Source organism: Rhodopirellula sp. UH5, from assembly GCF_056839225.1.
This window is the reverse complement of the sequence record NZ_CM166390.1, coordinates 3848490-3865460: the sequence shown is the minus strand read 5'-3', so window position 1 is coordinate 3865460 and position 16971 is coordinate 3848490. Positions and strand designations below refer to the sequence as shown.

Sequence of the window (16971 nt, the reverse complement as noted above, 5' to 3'; positions counted from 1 at the left end):
CGGGTCGGTAATGACCGGGGCGATGTTGGCACTGTGTCCGGTGCCTGACGGCACCAGCCAGGGCTGTGCCGGCCCTTCGGGCTTTGGCACGATTCGGCAGCGTTTTCGCGGGCCACAGCTCGGGACAAATCTGGACAGGGCTGCTATAGTGGCTCAGCAAGCATTTCTTCTCTCCATTGCAGCGGTCCGTTTTGTCTGACGTGTCTTCGGTTCCCGAATCTCTTGAACGTCTCGAGGTGGCTTTGACCCCTCAGGAGCGTTTTGAGGAGTATTTGCAGAGCAAAGGCCAGCGACAGACCAAGCCACGCAAGTTCTTGGTCGAGAAGATTTTCTCTCAGCACGCTCACTTTGATGCGGATGAGCTGATCGAGAAACTGCCTCGCAAAGGCGAGCCCAACTATGTCAGTTCCGCGACGGTGTATCGTTCGCTGCGTGAATTTGTCGACGCTGGGTTGCTGAATTGCTTTCAGCTCGATGGCCGCACGGTTTACGAGCTGGATTACGGCTACCCGCCCCACGATCATCTGTACTGCACGCGTTGCCGCAAACTGATCGAGTTCCGCAGCGAGGAGCTGATCGCGACGCGAGACGAAGCGGCGGCGAAGCACGGTTTTCGCGTTTCTGGACACCGAATGCTGGTCAGCGGTGTGTGCCGCGAATGTGGCAAGAACCGACGTAAAAAGCGGAAGCAAGACTTGGTTTGATGCGGCTGGTCGTGATTGGGGGCGTTGCCGATCACCTTTCGCCGATCAAGCTTGGCCGCACACGCCTCGCTGGTCAGGCTTCTTCAGGAAGCTCGGCCATCCGGATCTGTTGCAGAATCGCGTTGAAGACAGGTTCCGCGGCTTCGAAGTCGGCCAGTTCAGCTTGGAACTGAGCCAGGATGCGTCCCGCGATCGGCATTTGTTCGCGGGTCGGGGCAGGGGCGTCCAGCAGCACCACACGTGAGATCACGACCAGGTCCAAGTAGTAGAACCGCAGGTCGACGGCTCGCTCGCCTTCGGAGGCCCCAGGGAGCGTGATGTTGTCGCGTTCCAGGTCTTCGTATTGTCCCCGGAGCATCTGGTCAATTTCGCCCAGGACGACTTCGTCTTCTCGGGTGATCGGCAGTGTTTCCAACGACACGAATCCGCCACCGGGCAGGTCGAACGTGGCGCCCTGGTCGCCTTCGTCTTCGGCTCGCTCGACCAGAGTCCAGTTGTCTGGGTACAGCAGTTTCAGGCCGAAGCCTTCGAAAGTCGCGGGCATTTCTTGGTTCAGTCGTTTTGGGGGCCGGACAATCGCTGGCGAAGGTCATCGGGCACGTTGGTTTTGACCAGTTTGCCGCCCGCTTGCAGGTCGCAGCACACGGCAGTGATTTTGCCGGTGGCGATACGTCGGCCTTCGCAGGTCAATTCGAAGCGATAGCTGATACTGGATTGTCCAATCCGGTCGACGTGCAAATCAATTTGCAGGATGTCTTCAAATCGGGCGGGGCCGTGAAAGTCACAGCTGGCGGCGACTCGGGGCCAAGTCAATCGTTCCTCGGACTCATGGTGCGGCATCACGGGGATGCCGACCGAACGCAGGAACTCATGTTCGGCCGCTTCCATCATGGGGAAGAAGGCCGAAAAGTGGACGATTCCAGCCGCATCGGTGTCTCGAAACTCGACGCGGCGTTGGGTCTGATAAAGCGGAGCCCGCTGGTTGAGGGCTCCGTCAGAGGCTGGATCGTTCACTGAGTTGACGAATTATTCGCCGACGTATGGCAGCAAGGCCATGAAGCGGGCGCGTTTGATGGCTGAGGTGACAGCGTGTTGGCTGGCAGCGGTGCAACCACTCTTGCGACGGCCCATGATGCGTCCTTGGCGGTTGACCATCTTGGACAGCAATTCGAGGTCCTTGTAGTCAACGTACATCGGACGCGGACGGTGGCCATCGACGAAGATGGGGTCCTTGCGGCGGGTACGGCTGCGGACTCGGGAGCGTTTGCGGGCACGACTACGCGTGCTCATTGGACGTGGAGGCATGAAGCTTTTCGAAGGAAATCGAAGGCGAATGGACTGATTCGGCCGGAAAACCAATGTCTCCGGCTCGCCAATGGGTCCCGTGAACGCAAAAAGGTTGCGATCGCGGGCCACACAGTGTGCCGAGATCGGCGTTTCCACGCAATCCCTTTTGCCTATTCTGCCTGATAAAGCTTTTCTTGGTCGATCAGTGTCCTCACAGGGTGCGGGACCTGAAAACGGATGCTCCGTCCAGAGCAGACTCGCTGGTGAGGGGCAGACTCGCTGGCGAGGGTCGCTTTGAGCTCTGAGTCATTTCACCAACGGATCGGGGCGATCGAACTGGACCCGGTGATAAATTTCTGCCATCGACAGGTTCAGCTTCAAGGCGTCGATCCGCAATTCGTTCTCCAGTCCCCCCGCTTCACGAAGCGTCCATGTGTGGTCGTCTCCACGGGTGAATGATTCAACCGCTGGTCGATCTTGCGCGACGAGCACGTATCCTTTCAAAGATGGAATGCGTCGGTAGTGTCTCGACTTGGTGCCTCGATCGTAAGCCTCTGTGCTTTCCGAAGCGACTTCGATCAACAGAGTCGGATTTTGCAGGGTGTCCAGTTGGTCGTCGCGAAATTTGGGTTCGTCGCAAGCTACGACCACATCGGGGTAGGTGTACAAACCAGTGGCTTCAATCTGGACCCGCATGTCGCTGGGGTAAACTTCGCAGGGACCATCGAGCAGCGCGTTGCTTAGAACCCGGATTAGGTTTGTCACGATCAAGTTGTGTGCTCGCTTCGCGCCGCCCATTGCAAAGGTTTCGCCGCCGAAGTACTCGCTCTTGAACGAAGCCTTTCGTTCTTGGTCAAGGTATTCCTGTTCGGACAGCAGTGGGATCGGATTGGTCGACATAGCAGATCTCAGTTTCGACACGCGGGGAATCGCAGGCAACTTTGCTATCGTACCCGGTACATCTTTTCATTGTCGATCAACGTCGCGACCGGGTGTGGCACGCGGAACCGGATACTCCGTCCGGTTGCGATGCGATTCCGAAGGTCGCTGCTGCTGATTTCGATCTGGGGCATCTGGATCTGCGACTCGCGAATCCTTCGAATTTGCGTTTCGTCAGTCATGCCGTCCAGGATCGAGTAGTCCGGTGGAGGGTCGCCGCCGCGAGCGATCACGGCCAGGTGGCACCGTTTTAGGATTTGCTCGGGTTCTCGCCAACGATCGAACGAGGCCAACGAATCGGCCCCGATGATCAGATGCAGCTGGCGGTCTGGAAATTGTTCTTGCAAATGTTCCAGGGTCAGCAGGGTGTAGCTGACGCTGTCTTGCCGGAGTTCCCAGTCGTCGATGACGTGCCCGGATTGGCCACTGAGTGCCAATCGCAGCATTTGCAGACGGTGCTCGTTGCTGGCCACCGGCCCGTGGGGTTTGAGCGGACTGGTCGCCGTCGGGATCCAACGCACATGCTCAATCGGCAATTGTTCCAGTGCCGATTCGGCCATCCAAAGATGCCCGACATGAAGCGGGTCGAATGACCCACCCAGGATTCCGATCCCTTGAGGTGAACGGGGGGAGGTTTCAGTTGCTGACACGGAACGACCTTCAATGGTTTCTAGCTTGGTTCGCTCCCAAGCATAACTTCGTTCATGGTTCGTTTGTCTTTCTTCATCCCGGTAGGGATGTCAGATGGTAGCCGGGGGTTGCTGCGAAGCAGCGTACCCCCGGAAAACGAGACCCAAAAAAATCTCCATCCCGGCGTGGCCAATGGCCACGCCGGGATGGAGAGTGGTGGCGTGGGGGCTGCATGTCCATCGGTGGCGCTGTCGCTTACCGACGGCTACCATCTGACATCCCTACCGGGATGAAAACTTGTGCAAACGAATGCGTTCCACAACACCAACCATTTCGCAGTCCAGGCGAACGCCCAGGCGGCTCATGTGGTTGTGCCCGATCATTCCTGCCGACCTGCTGAAAGCCGGGGCGAATCTCTGTCCGGCCGACTATTGTCGATCGGCGATGTGTTTCTTTTGGTGCCGAATCAATTCGTTCAGTTCACCCATCGTCTCGCAGGTGCATTGGAAATGACAGATCAACATTTCATCGGTGGAGTCGGCACCCCAGGACACCGGCTTGGGCGGCGAGTTCGGGTTCAGCGGGTTGTTGGCTGAATTGTCATACCAAGCGTCCACGTGAAGAATCGTTCCCTTTTTCAAACGCACGGGTTCGGCAAACGAATACTTGCCTTGCCAATTGAAATCCCAATCTTTGATCCACAACAACGGCTTGGTCTCGCCCTCGGGTGACTTCGACCAGACTTTCATTTCGCGGCCAAAAATATGCATGTGTGGCACCGTGTCCAGCAGCACTGTGTCCACGGGCAACGTGTACGTCGCGCGTTGCAAATGATGACTTTCACCCGGCGGGATACGGATTCGTTTGTTGCCGACCTGGACTTCGGTGACGATCTTCTTGGCCGACGACGGGGCGAAGTAAATCCCGATCTTCGACTTGTCTTGATGTGGTTTGCCGGTCGTGACGTAGTGGATTTCCGCCACGATGTCGCTGTCCTTTGGCACAAAACGTCCCATCCCCTCGGGCAATCGTCGGGGGCTCATTCCCGGAAACCAACTGCTCAGCGTGCCTTCGGGTTCAAAGCGCGGCCCGCCAAAGCTGGAGTACCCCGGCGCTGGATCCGATTGGTCCAGTCGCCGCCCCTTTCTTTTGGTGTCCAGGAAGAAACTGGCGTGGTGAACGGACTGAGGCGTCCCCGGATGAAAATCGATCGCGTTGACCAACCGGTGTTGCTTCAAACCGGTTGGGATGACGAAGTACTGGCGAAGGTCAGGGCCGCTGGATGGGATCGAGAACGTTTCGTTCATTTCCAGAATCAAATCCGGTTCACCCAGTGGCCAACCACTCGATGGCGGAACAGGGGCCGGAAGATCCTTTGGGTCGCCTGCCGGTTTGCCATCGCGAACCCAAACGTTCAACAGAGACATTTCGTGATTGGTCAATCGCAGTTCGTCTTGGAAACGCAGGAACCCGGCGGCCGGTTTCCATGGCGGCATGAAACGCGAATGGGTCACTTCCAAAATTTGATTGGCATGGCCGCTGACGTCGTTGTAACTCAACAACGGAAACGGAGCCGATCCGTTTCGACAATGACACCCCGCGCAGTTCGCTTGGATCACCGGCGCAACATCGCGTGCGTAAGTCACCTCGCCTTCGATCGCTTTGTTTGGCGGATCCTCCAGCAGGCAACCGATGGGTTTGGTTTTTGGCACATCCACCGGACGTCGAGCGATGACTGCGCGGATCGCATCTCGCAAATAGGGTTTGGCGGCGTGATCTTTCTTGCGGCCGACTTGAACATGCCGATCGTCAATCGCACCGTTGTAAAGCATTTTGCCGGTCGGCCGAATCAACATCGCTTGGGGCGTGTGGGTCGGCGAAAGAGCCAAACGCAATTCGCCTGAGCCGTCGAACAGCACCGGGAACTCAACTCGGTAATCGACGCTATGCTTTTTCGCATCCGAACGTGTCACCGACGGATCGGAAATCACACCGACCAATTCAATGCCTTGTCCGCCGTATTCCGATGCGTAGTCATTGAGCAACGGCAGATAACCGTTGCTGATCGGACAATGCGTGGACAAGAAGACGACCGCGACGGCGTTGGTGTCGTTGGACTGTCCCAATCGAATCAAGCGACCGTCTAGGTCGAGACCTTTCAGCACGCCGGTGTGCGAAGTGTCTTGAGCCAATCCTGGATTGGAGACGAACGGCGACAGCATGCCGACCAAAAGCATGCAAACAACGTTCGCGAGTTTCAAGCCACTGCGTCGATCGCGAAACGAACCGACCGCGGTCCCTTGGATTTGATCGGGAACCATGCACCCACTTCCTGTTGGCGGCAACGGGACACGCCGAAAGGCATGCAAGACAAGGCTGGGTAGTGTACAGGACTGGCGCGCGCGATTGGGCAAAGAACGCGATAACTGCTACTGGCCATAGAAACCGCTCGCCTCACTGCTGAGGAGCGTGACCATTGGCAGCCGGCGGTTTGAGCGATGTGAACCCCTCAAATGACGTCACCAAGATGGCGGATGCCTTGGGACGTGTTCGATGTCATTCGTTACCTTAACGGGCATGAAACTTCCCAAGTTCTTTCGTCGTTTCGGTCCCGGCTTGCTCGTCACGGCAGCCTTCATCGGGCCGGGGACCGTCACCAAAGCCACGACCGCAGGTGCCAACTTTGGCCACACGCTGTTGTGGGCGGTGGGGTTCTCTGTGATCGCAACGATCATTTTTCAAGAAATGGCGTCGCGACTGGGGATCGTCACCGGGCGTGGTTTGGGAGAGGCGATCCGTCCAACCATCCCCAATGCGTTCGCCCGAGGATTGGCCATTGTGCTGGTCGTCTCGGCAATCATCATCGGAAACGCTGCTTACCAAGCGGGTAATATTGCCGGCGCCGCTGTGGGCGTTTCAGCCGCAACGGGAACGCAGCAACAAACTGTGGTGTCGATTGCGATCGGTGTCGCAGCATGGGGCATCTTGATGATCGGTCACTACCGATCGCTTCAGCGGATTTTGGTTGCGTTGGTGGTGACGATGAGCAGCGTGTTTTTGTTGACCGCGTTCAGTGTTCCAATCGACTGGCGATCGTTCGCAATGGGTTGGATCAAACCGACCATCCCGGAAGGCGGATTGAAAGAAGTCTTGGCGATCATCGGCACAACGGTCGTGCCCTACAACCTCTTTCTTCACGCCACCGCATCGGCCGAGAAATGGTCCAGCGACAAGACCGAATCCGTCAGCGACGAAACCGTTCGTGACGCGATCCAGCAAAGCCGCGGCGACACAATTCTTAGTGTGGGCTTGGGCGGATTGGTGACCGCCGCCGTGATGGCCACGGCCGCCGCCGCTTTCTTCAGGAGTGACGCCGGATTCACGAACCTTGCCGACGCCGCCCGACAGCTCGAACCGCTGCTTGGCAACCATGCACGCTGGCTGTTCGGTGTGGGGCTGTTCGCCGCGGGGTTGACCAGCACCATCACCGCGCCGCTGGCCGCCGCCTACGCCGCTGCCGGTTGTTTTGGCTGGCCCATCGATCTGAAAGACTGGCGGCTGCGAACGGTCTTCACCACCGTGATTGTGTTTGGCATTTCGTTCGCTGCCAGCGGTTCCAAGCCCACGGACATCATCACGTTTGCTCAAGTCGCCAACGGATTGCTGCTGCCTCTGCTCGCCATTTTCTTGCTCGCGGTCATGAACAATGCCACGCTACTCGGCAAGCACCGCAATCACTGGATTGCTAACACGCTCGGCGTGCTAACGGTTGTCGTCGTCACCGTTCTTGGATTGCGTAGCCTCGGCAGCGTTCTCTTCTCGGGATGATCTTTCACGGTTCGAACGCTTCCACTCGCTCGCTTGAGCGTGCCGCTGTAGTTACGATGCAGAGACCCGCATCCCCACCCTCCGAGACAGAAAGTCAACTCCATGTGGCAGGTAGCCATCCGACGATTCCAAGACACCCGCGTGCCGATGATGGTCGCACTTTTGTTGACGGCAACGCTCTTGTTTCAGACGGTTGAAGCGGGCGACCGCCCCAACATTCTCTGGCTTTCCGCAGAAGACATCAGTCCCCACATCGGTTGCTATGGTGATCCGCACGCCATCACGCCTCGCATCGATCAGCTCGCCAAGGAAGGCATTCGATACTCCAACGCGTTCACCACGGCCGGTGTTTGTGCCCCGTGCCGCAGCGGGATCATCACCGGGATGTACCAAACGACGCTTGGGACGCAGCACATGCGTTGCCAAGCGAAGCTTCCGGGAAATATCCAACCGTTTTCAACCTATTTGCGTGAGTCGGGATACTTCTGCACCAACAACTCCAAGCAGGACTATCAATTCTCGACCCCGAAAGGGTCTTGGGACCAATCGTCCAACAAGGCCCACTGGCGGAATCGACCGGATCAAGACACGCCCTTTTTTGCTGTCTTCAACTTCACGGGCTGCCACGAATCTGGAATCGAGAATGATTCGAAATACAAGTCCGTCACCAAAGGCCTTTCCGAAAGTGAACGGCAGAACGCTTCCGAGCTCTCGACGTTCCCGCCGTACTATCCGGACACGCCCGCCGCTCGTGAAGACTGGAAGCGAAACTACGAACTGATCACGGCCCTCGATCATTGGGTGGGCGGGTTGCTCGACCAACTCCATGCTGACGGATTGGACGAAGACACCATTGTGTTCTTCTGGTCCGATCATGGCGTTGGGCTCCCGCGAGCGAAGCGTTGGCTCTACGACTCGGGCACGCACATCCCATTGGTCATCCGCATCCCGGCCAAGTTTCGGTCCAACGACAAGGCCGCTGGGGTCGTCGATGACCGATTGGTGAGCTCGATCGACTTTGGTCCCACCGTCTTGAATTTGGCGGGGTTGGATGTTCCAGAGCCCATGCAAGGCAAGCCGTTCCTGAGCAGTCCCTTGAGCAAGCTAGCGGCCGTCGACCGGGATTACGTTTATGGTGCTCGCGATCGGATGGACGAACGTTACGACATCATTCGAATGGTGCGTGATCAGCGATACAAATACATCCGCAATTACGAACCGTTGAAGCCATACTTTCAATACATGAACACGCCCGAGAAAGGGCAGACGATGCGGTCGATTCGCGAGGCTGAGCAGGCCGGAACGTTGCCACAAGCAGCCATGCCTTTCTTCCGCGGAACGAAACCCACCGAAGAACTTTACGATCTCGAGAATGATCCCCATGAGATCCATGATCTCGCGTCGTCTTCTGACCACACGGAGGTGCTCCAGCGCATGCGTGCGGCGCACGAGCAGTGGGTGACCCGCACCAAGGACTTGGGGCTCATCCCAGAGCCGATCCTCGCCGAACGCGCCAGCAAACTGGGGAGTCAGTATGCCGTCCTGAGACAATCGGACGACAGCGAGCTCGCGAATCGTGTTGCCGCAGCAGCTCTCGCGGCATCCGAGGGCCCTGCAGCTCTTCCAGAAATGCGAGCCGCACTCGACGACAGAGATTCTGCGGTGCGTTATTGGGGGGCGACTGGGATCGGCAACGTTTTCGCTAGCGGCGAGATCGACAGGCTGCCGTATTTGATGGATCTGCAAGAACGGCTTGCCGACGAATCCGCGACGGTACGAGTCGCAGCGGCGCGTGCGCTTTGCCATTCCGGCAATCCCGAAGCCACGGACAAGGCTCTCTCTGACCTGGCGGAGACATTGGAGGACGGTGCGCAGTGGGAGCGACTGCAAGCTGCCATCGTGCTCGACGAGATCGATGAGAAAGCTTTGCCGGTGATCGATTCGATGCGAGAAGCACTCCAGCCAAGGCAAAAGTTTTACGCCGATGGCAAGTACACCGTCCGCGTGATCAACCGCGCTCTCAACGAATTGAACGGCACCAACCACACGGTCAAATAGCCGGCGCGATCGAAGGGCAGGGCAGGGCAAACAATCGTTCTCGGGGTTTCCGCCCCGAGCTATCAACGCGGACTCCTCCGGAGTCATTCGCGCACGTTCGCCCCGGACGGGGCCGGCGTCAGTAGCTCGGGGCGGAAGCCCCGAGACGACTGCCCGCACATCGATGACGGCCCCGTCCGGGGCGAATGTGTGCGGATTTGGCAAAGGCCAGCGGATGTCCGGTGAGCTAAAACAGGTTGTTTCGAACGAAAACTCGCCACTGTCTTTCAGTTGAGCGGCTGTTTCGGCAATGGTACGTCATGTGCACTGGATCAACGCGTTGTCCAGGCTTGGAAAGCCGATTGCTGCATCCAGGGTGTCTGGCGACTTCGGCTAACGGTCCATCCGGACCATCTTCCGGTGATGCGTTACCGATCCCATTTGCACTGCGTCACTCGCAGAGGAGACTTCCCATGTTCTTGCAAAGCCTTCGACAGGGTTTGTTCGCGTCCGTGTTCATCCTTTACGCCTCGGGGGCATCGGTTGCCATGGCTCAACATCACGGCGGAGGTGGTGGCGGAGGAGGTCATGGGGGAGGTGGCCACGGAGGAGGAGCCCCGGGCGGTGGTGGGCACGTGGGTGGCGGTCACGTCAGCGGTGGTCACGTTCGTGGCGGCGGCGTTCACGGGGGCGGCGTTTCACACAGCGGTCGTCCAGGATACTCGGGCCGTAACCATTCCAACTTTGGCTCGTCGTACGGATACTCTCGTCCCGGTTTGAGTTTGTCGATCGGGAGTGGCTATCCCTATGGATACGGCTACGGCGGTTATGGACTGGGCTACAGCAGTCTGGGCTACGGTTACGGCTACCCAAATGACTTTCGCTACTCGTCTGGCTACCGCGGCTATTCGAGTTACCCGTCGAGAACTTATGTGGTTCCATCCACGACTTATGTGGCTCCTTTGAGAACGGTCTATCAAGCTGGCTACGGGAGCAGTTCCGTTCCACCAGCAACCGCGAATGCGCCGATTGACCCAGCCACTGCGGACTTGCGTCCAGGAATGGTTCTGCCTGATGGTTCGACGGTCATCTCCGTTGATCCAGTCGCAAAGTAGCCAGAGTCTCTCGACCTTGATTCCGTTTCCATTCATTCTGTTGAATCTGGTGTTGTCATGTCTCGCCGCGATTCAAGCGCCCATCATCATGATGAGCCAGAATCGGCAGAACGAGAAAGACCGGTTGAAAGCCGACAACGATTACCGAGTGAACTTGAAGGCGGAACTCGAAATCCGCCACTTGCACTCGAAGCTGAATCTGTTGCTGACACATCAGTGGCAACGACTGCTTGAAATCCAGCAGGTTCAAACCGACTTGCTCGAAGAATTGAGCAAAGGCAAATGAGTGTTCCCCCCACCTCCGAGGTGGACGCGGACGCGACACCGAGCGGGAAACTTCATGAATGATGGGTGAAGGCATCGCCGATTCTGCGTCCGGTCATCACGGTGGTCGTTTTTGTCGTCGTTTTTGGGCTATTCCACCACGAGCGAGCGATGCTGGCCCCGTCCGGAGCGGATTGGCAGGATTGGCTCGGGAGGAGTCCGCGTTGGTAGCGCGGGGTGCAAGTCCCGAGAATGCGATTTGAGGCAGGGGAGGGGAGGGCAGGGCAGGCAAGGCGTGTGACCAGACGTGTCACGGGGGGTGGCGATGATGGATGGGTTATCTTGCGCCCGCCGGGAAGAAAAGGAGCTCACACGTTATGTTGTCTGAATCATCGTTGTCCAATCTGGGCGATCCGACTCTGAACTTTCCTCCTTTTGTCGCCGCTTCCGTGCCCGCTGACTCGTCCTCGTCTGAACCGACCCAGAACGAATTGTTCGAAACCGATCCTCCCCCTTGGGAGTTGACGGTCGGCGAAGACGTTCAGCTTGCGTCGATCGTGTTCGCTCGATCGCCGCACGGGCCCTACGATTACCGAATTCCGGACAACTTGCTGGATGTCCTTCGCCCGGGGATGCGTGTGGGCGTGCCGCTGGGGCATCGCAAAAAGCCCACTCCCGGTTGGTGCGTGTCGATTAAGACGGGCAATGCGGCGCAACAAAAGCTTCGGGATGTGGCCGAGGTCATCGATGATGAACCGCTGTGCGATGCGGCTCTGGTTCGCTTGGTGATGTTCATCGCTCATTACTACCAGGTCCCCGCTGGCCAAGTCTTTGACACGCTGATTCCCGCCAGCGTTCGCGACAACGCGGGCACGCGGAAGACAACTTACTTCCGGCCTGCACCGGGGCTGACCGAAGAGCAAATTGCCAAGTTGCCGTCCAAGCAGCAATCGGCGATGCGGTTCTTGATCGCTCAAGATCGACCGATGACCGCCGCAGAACTCGCGATCATGGCCGAGTGCACCGAAGACCCGATTCGGCGGTTGCGAAAGAAGGAGTTGTTGGTGACGGAGGTGCGCCGGGAACTCAGCCAAAACATCCGCATTCGGGCTCAGTCCAACGACGGTGAAACCAAGCAATCGCATGACCTGACGCCACAACAAGAGAACGCGTTGTCTCGGATCAACTCCGCCGTCGACAGCGGACGCGGCCGGACGTTGTTGCTGCACGGTGTGACCGGCAGCGGCAAGACCGAGGTCTACATTCAGGCGATCGAGCATGTTGTCAAGCAAGCGGGATCGGCGATCGTGTTGGTGCCCGAGATCAGCCTCACGCCTCAGACCCGTGGGCGGTTCGAAGATCGTTTCGACAACGTCGCGGTGTTGCACAGTCAGATGTCCGCGTCGGAGCGTCACTTTCATTGGCAGCGGATTCGTCGAGGGGAAGTCCAGGTCGTCATCGGGCCTCGCAGTGCCGTCTTTGCGCCGCTGCCAAATCTGGGGTTGATCGTGATCGACGAGGAACACGACACCTCCTTCAAACAAGACAAGCAGCCTCGCTATCACGCTCGCAAGGTGGCCCATGCCCGAGCGATGGCACTTGGCATCCCGCTGGTGTTGGGTTCCGCAACGCCGTCGATGGAAGCTTGGCACGCGACGCAAACCGGGCACGCGGAACTGGTCACGATGTCGGAGCGGGTCGGCAATCGTCCGATGCCCGATGTTCAACTGGTGGACTTGCGAGTCAAAGAGGAACGCGGCAAAGGAGGCGCGATCAGCCGTCCCTTGCACGCGGCGGTGCTCGAAACGCTGAAAGAAAAAGGACAAGCGATTCTGCTGCTCAACCGACGTGGTTACGCGACGACGATCCAGTGTCCGGCTTGCGGCACCGTGTGTGCGTGTCCCGATTGTGACATGCCGCTGACGCATCACCGTGATGGTGGCAAGGCGATGTGCCACTACTGCGATTACACGATCCCGACGCCGCCCTGGTGTCCGGCGTGCCGGTTCGATGGAATTCGTTATGGCGGCCTGGGCACGCAGCGATTGGAAATGGAAGCGAAGGCCCGGTTCCCCGATGCTCGCATCGCTCGGATGGACAGTGACACCATGAAGCGTGCTGGCAGTCACCAACGCGTGCTGTCGGAGTTTCGTGCTGGAGAGATTGATGTGTTGCTGGGCACGCAGATGATCGCGAAAGGGTTGGACTTTCCCAACGTGTTGCTGGTCGGTGTGATCAACGCGGACTCGGCGTTGCACTTCCCTGACTTCCGCGCCGCCGAACGGACGTTCCAGTTGGTCACTCAGGTCGCTGGTCGAACCGGGCGTGGCGATCGTGGCGGCCGCGTGATCGTGCAGACGTTCACGCCTGAACATCCAGCCATTCAGGCCGCGGCGAGGCACGACTATTTGAAGTTCGTCGAAGACGAAATGGTGAACCGCAAAAAGTTCAACTACCCGCCGCTGGGCAGTGTGGCGCGGATCATCATTCGCGGTCCACTGGAAGACAAAACCGAATCCGTGGCCGACGCGATTGTTGACCGCTTGGAAAAGGCCCGTGACCTGCTCAAAGCGGAGGTCCGCATTCTCGGTCCCGCCCCACCGCCGATCGTCAAAATCAGCGGCAAGTATCGTTTTCACTTGTTGTTGCAAGCCACGGAAGCGGCGGTTGTCGGCGAAGTCATCCGGCGTGGCTTGGCGGATTTCAAGGTGGATCCCAAGGAGGAAATTGAGTTCTTGGTCGACATCGATCCCGTCAATTTGATGTGATCGAATTTGGTCTTCGTGCGACTAACACGAGGGGGGAAGGCGTGAGCCGCCTTTCCCTCGTCGATGGGCCCCAGCACCCAATGCAAACCCGACGTGTGAACGAGGAATGAATGCACTGGACTCATTCCTCGCTACGCGTCGGGTTGCCTGGGCAGAATGCGTGATTTGAAAAGGAAACGTTCAAAACGTTTGAGCGTGGGACCGCATCGCACCCCAACGCTCGCCTGATCTGGAGTGATGTTGGTGAACCTTGGCCGCGAAGAGGTTGTGCGGCTTTGTCTGGACCTGCCTTTGGGTGTGCGGGATGTGTTCAGGGAGGGGGGGGGGGTGGGGCCCCTGCTGGGACCTCTGGTTGCTTGCGAAGACACTTGGCGAGAAGGTTGGGTGGACTCCATCCGGATGCGCAAATGAGTGGTGACAAATTTTCACGTTGCTGGATGTGTCCAAGGGTTGTTAGTGACACACGTCGGATGACTTTCTTCGCCCGTGAGGGAAGGGCCGCCTCTCACTTTGAAATGTTGGAATCGACACATGGATGTGTTGCATTGTTTTGGAACAACCGATCCGTTGTTTGACGTGATTCAGGAGATTCGACGGGACGGGGCCGAGCAAACCGTTTATGGCTACGACGAATACAGCCACCACTACCTGTTGAATTGGCAGGGGCAGCCACTCGGGGCGCTGACGGTTCAGGCGGCTGCGAATGGGCGGCTGGATTGTGAGGATCACTATCCAGCGGTCTTGTTGGAACAGCATTGCGACGAACTGATCGCGACTTGCAAGTTGCGGATTCGACGTGGACCGAGCACACCGATTCAAGCTCTTCGAACGCTGGTGCGTCGTGCTTGGGAAGATCAATTGAGCAGGGGGAAACGAATCTCGATCGTCAATGCGGACGTGCGCATGCAAGCGTTTTATCGCCGCATCGGGTTCACGTATCTGCCCGGGTTTGACTTCGTTCATCCCGATTTGCAAACGCCAAGCAACGTGTTGTTGATGGCGGTCGATGCGAGTCAGCGTTCGTATTGCCAGGACCTGTTCGATGGCATCCCAAACCAAGTGGATCAACAGCCGCTCGTGGAGATGTGCTGTGGATCGTTTGCTCAGACCGGTGCGGTTGCCAAGGTTGGCTCGTTGAGATTGGCGGCGGTGGCATGAACGGAAAAATCCTGTCTTATTCGGCGGGGTCCACGTCGTTGGACCCGTACAAGTTTCGCGTCATCGACAGTGGGCAGCCCGCTGAAAAGATGCAGCGACTGGTGAGCACCTTTCCGGCGCTCCAACCATTTTTCGTTGACCCATCGCAGTCGTTGGTGGTGGACGCCTACCCGGCATCCTTGGGCGGGATGGAATCGATGACTCGTGTCATCACCTACCTTCATCCGCCCACCTGCATTCGGGCCTTGCGACTGGCGACAGCGGAGAATCGACGGGTGGTGTTTGTTGCTCAGCCCTTGGCCGGGGCGGATTTGTTGATTCAAGCGCTGGGAACCCAAATGGATTGGCCCAGCGAACTGCTGTGGGCGACGGGCGGGTACCACTTGCCGGCTTCGTTACAGCGGAGCGTCGATGGATGGTTGGCCGAGCGAGGTTGTCGTCTGTCGGTGCTGCAGGCTTACGGGGTGGCGGAACTGGATCACACGCTGTTGGCGTCGATGCATCGCGATCAGGAGTCACGGCCGATTTACCAATTGGTCGACCCGAGATTGGAATTGGATGCGGAGCAGACCGGGGGACGGGGCGATTCGGAGTTGAGCGACCACCTTCGTTTTGGCGGAGAAGAACTACCCAACCACGATCGCATCGAATCGGTCGTCGGGGGATACCGCATTCACGGCAACCCGTCGCTTTATTGCGAGGGGGCACTGCAATGGCTGGAGCAGTGGCAACCGGAAGACTGGCTGAAACAAACCGGATACTGGACTGAACGTGGCCACGTCATCGAGCTTCAGCAACGCGCTGGACGATCATCCAGTGGATCGACGTTGAACAGTGTGAGTTGGCCGGCGATGACTTCTTTGCCAACTGGAGTTCCGTGTCAGTCAGTGGACCACTATGAGTTCATGTCACGAAACGGCATGTCATGGATGGAAAAGCCAAAGTGGAACTCGGCCGCGTTCACGCAGCCCGGCGAGCAAACGAACGTTTTGCGGGCCGCTGCAGCCGCTTGACCATCGCCAAAAGGTTTTGAAACATCCGTCGGCGAAGGGAGGCTTTGTCAACGGATTTGATCAAGGTCGTGAAGTGCTTGAACGTGGACCAGTTGGAATATTCCTCTTGGGTCAAAATCCGCGAATCTTCCCCGAACCAAAAGAGGGGATAGTCGAACTCGGGTTCAACGGTTGGTTCGGCGATGAAGCCAATTGTGCTCAGCCTTCGCTCATTCAACGGGCTTGCTGAAAACGAAACCATTTCGAAATCCGACCGATTGGGGTGCTTTGCCAGAGCAGCGACTTGAGTGAACGCGACGAGACTGAGTGACTCCGTGACCTGATACCAGGGGCGACGACACTGGTTGGTGAACTCCGTGACGGAATCGAGCAACAGGTATTGAGATTGATCCACCAAATCGTCCGCCGAGATATCCAGCCAGGCTAATTCTCCGGCCCGGAACGCGCGAAAGGACTCTGCCGTCAACGGCAGCGTGATGCTGACTCCACCGACGGTCTCGTCGTAGCAATCCAAGCGAATGCAGGCTGGATTCCTTCGCCACAATTCGACGTACCTTTGTTCGTAGCGAAAGTACACCTCGTCAATCGCTTTGTCTCGCAACAGGGCGTGCTGCTGACTTTGCGTCGAACCCCATTTTTGGATTTGAACGCTGAAGTTCTCTCGCAATTGTCGAACGATGTCGACGACCTCGGATTCGTTGCGGCACAGGCTGCCCTGATCGAAGCGGCGGTTGGTTCGGAATCGGTCGGCGATGGACCAGGGCAAATCCGCGAACGCGTCTTGGCCCGTGCCGGGGTCGATGCGAATCAATTGGTCCGATTCCATGCCCAGTGCACTGGCGATTCGGCGCATGGTACCGAGAGAAACATTTTGACCGGATTCCGCGAACTGGACGGTCCGCGAGGAAACGCCCGCCCGCATCGCGAGCTGCAGCTGCGACAACCCTAAACTTTGGCGGACTTGCTTGAGCTGAGCGTTGGCGTGAGCCATTCAAAAACCTGTGTTTCTTGTTGAAATGGAGCCCCTTTGCGCCTCTCTTGCGCACCGGGAATTCTGCCGCCCACTATTTTTCCGACAGCCAGTCGCTCCTTCCGAGGCGAATCGTTATTCGCTATGCGATTACGGGGCATCGTCTCGCATGTGAGCGACTGGCTTTTTCCTCCTGGCTCTCCCCCCTCCTGATTCACCAGGAGAAGGTTGGGATGTGCCGTCTGACTCTCGTGCGAG

The 16971-nt window shown here is 58.0% G+C and carries 15 protein-coding genes; 8 read left to right on the top strand and 7 right to left on the bottom strand.

Annotation, left to right across the window (positions count from 1 at the left end; genetic code table 11):
* Positions 1-200: 200 nt before the first annotated feature.
* A complete protein-coding gene (locus tag UH5x_RS13820) occupies positions 201-704 on the top strand; it encodes a Fur family transcriptional regulator (protein ID WP_007338703.1) in 504 nt (167 codons plus the stop codon).
* A 73-nt stretch (positions 705-777) separates the two neighbouring features.
* On the opposite strand, the gene UH5x_RS13815 is transcribed toward UH5x_RS13820, so the two are convergent.
* The 6 genes from UH5x_RS13815 to UH5x_RS13790 all read right to left on the bottom strand — a co-directional run bounded on the left by UH5x_RS13815 (position 778) and on the right by UH5x_RS13790 (position 5881).
* Positions 778-1248, bottom strand: a complete 471-nt coding sequence (locus UH5x_RS13815; protein WP_047815794.1) for a hypothetical protein — start codon at positions 1246-1248, stop codon at positions 778-780.
* Positions 1249-1256: 8 nt separating this feature from the next.
* A complete protein-coding gene (locus UH5x_RS13810) occupies positions 1257-1718 on the bottom strand; it encodes an acyl-CoA thioesterase (protein WP_047815793.1) in 462 nt (153 codons plus the stop codon).
* Between the two features lie 12 nt (positions 1719-1730).
* A complete protein-coding gene (gene rpsR, locus UH5x_RS13805) occupies positions 1731-2009 on the bottom strand; it encodes a 30S ribosomal protein S18 (RefSeq protein ID WP_233215804.1) in 279 nt (92 codons plus the stop codon).
* 288 nt (positions 2010-2297) lie between these two features.
* The gene (locus UH5x_RS13800; RefSeq protein ID WP_482632722.1) at positions 2298-2891 is read right to left on the bottom strand and encodes a Uma2 family endonuclease; all 594 of its coding nucleotides are present in this window, start codon (positions 2889-2891) and stop codon (positions 2298-2300) included.
* Between the two features lie 44 nt (positions 2892-2935).
* On the bottom strand, positions 2936-3580 hold the full coding sequence (nadD, locus tag UH5x_RS13795; RefSeq protein WP_482632721.1) for a nicotinate (nicotinamide) nucleotide adenylyltransferase: 645 nt from the start codon (positions 3578-3580) through the stop codon (positions 2936-2938).
* 408 nt (positions 3581-3988) lie between these two features.
* Entirely contained in the window at positions 3989-5881 is a 1893-nt protein-coding gene (locus tag UH5x_RS13790; RefSeq protein WP_482632720.1) for a thioredoxin family protein, read from the bottom strand.
* Between the two features lie 256 nt (positions 5882-6137).
* On the opposite strand from UH5x_RS13790, the gene UH5x_RS13785 reads away from it, so the two are divergent.
* From UH5x_RS13785 to UH5x_RS13755, 7 genes are all read left to right on the top strand, one after another.
* Entirely contained in the window at positions 6138-7388 is a 1251-nt protein-coding gene (locus UH5x_RS13785; protein ID WP_482635992.1) for an Nramp family divalent metal transporter, read from the top strand.
* Positions 7389-7490: 102 nt separating this feature from the next.
* Positions 7491-9446, top strand: coding sequence for a sulfatase-like hydrolase/transferase (locus UH5x_RS13780; RefSeq protein ID WP_482632719.1), 1956 nt, complete (start codon positions 7491-7493; stop codon positions 9444-9446).
* A gap of 452 nt (positions 9447-9898) precedes the next feature.
* Positions 9899-10540, top strand: a complete 642-nt coding sequence (locus tag UH5x_RS13775) for a hypothetical protein (protein WP_482632718.1) — start codon at positions 9899-9901, stop codon at positions 10538-10540.
* A gap of 49 nt (positions 10541-10589) precedes the next feature.
* A complete protein-coding gene (locus UH5x_RS13770; protein ID WP_482632717.1) occupies positions 10590-10826 on the top strand; it encodes a DUF1003 domain-containing protein in 237 nt (78 codons plus the stop codon).
* 355 nt (positions 10827-11181) lie between these two features.
* Positions 11182-13572 (top strand): replication restart helicase PriA, encoded by a 2391-nt coding sequence (gene priA / locus UH5x_RS13765; RefSeq protein ID WP_047817114.1) that lies wholly within the window; start codon positions 11182-11184, stop codon positions 13570-13572.
* A 531-nt stretch (positions 13573-14103) separates the two neighbouring features.
* The gene (locus UH5x_RS13760) at positions 14104-14730 is read left to right on the top strand and encodes a hypothetical protein (RefSeq protein ID WP_047817113.1); all 627 of its coding nucleotides are present in this window, start codon (positions 14104-14106) and stop codon (positions 14728-14730) included.
* The gene (locus UH5x_RS13755; protein ID WP_482632716.1) at positions 14727-15743 is read left to right on the top strand and encodes a hypothetical protein; all 1017 of its coding nucleotides are present in this window, start codon (positions 14727-14729) and stop codon (positions 15741-15743) included. The genes UH5x_RS13760 and UH5x_RS13755 overlap by 4 nt, the downstream gene beginning before the upstream one ends.
* Here UH5x_RS13755 and UH5x_RS13750 read toward each other — a convergent pair.
* Entirely contained in the window at positions 15691-16734 is a 1044-nt protein-coding gene (locus UH5x_RS13750) for a helix-turn-helix domain-containing protein (protein WP_482632715.1), read from the bottom strand. The genes UH5x_RS13755 and UH5x_RS13750 overlap by 53 nt on opposite strands.
* Between the last annotated feature and the right edge of the window lie 237 nt (positions 16735-16971).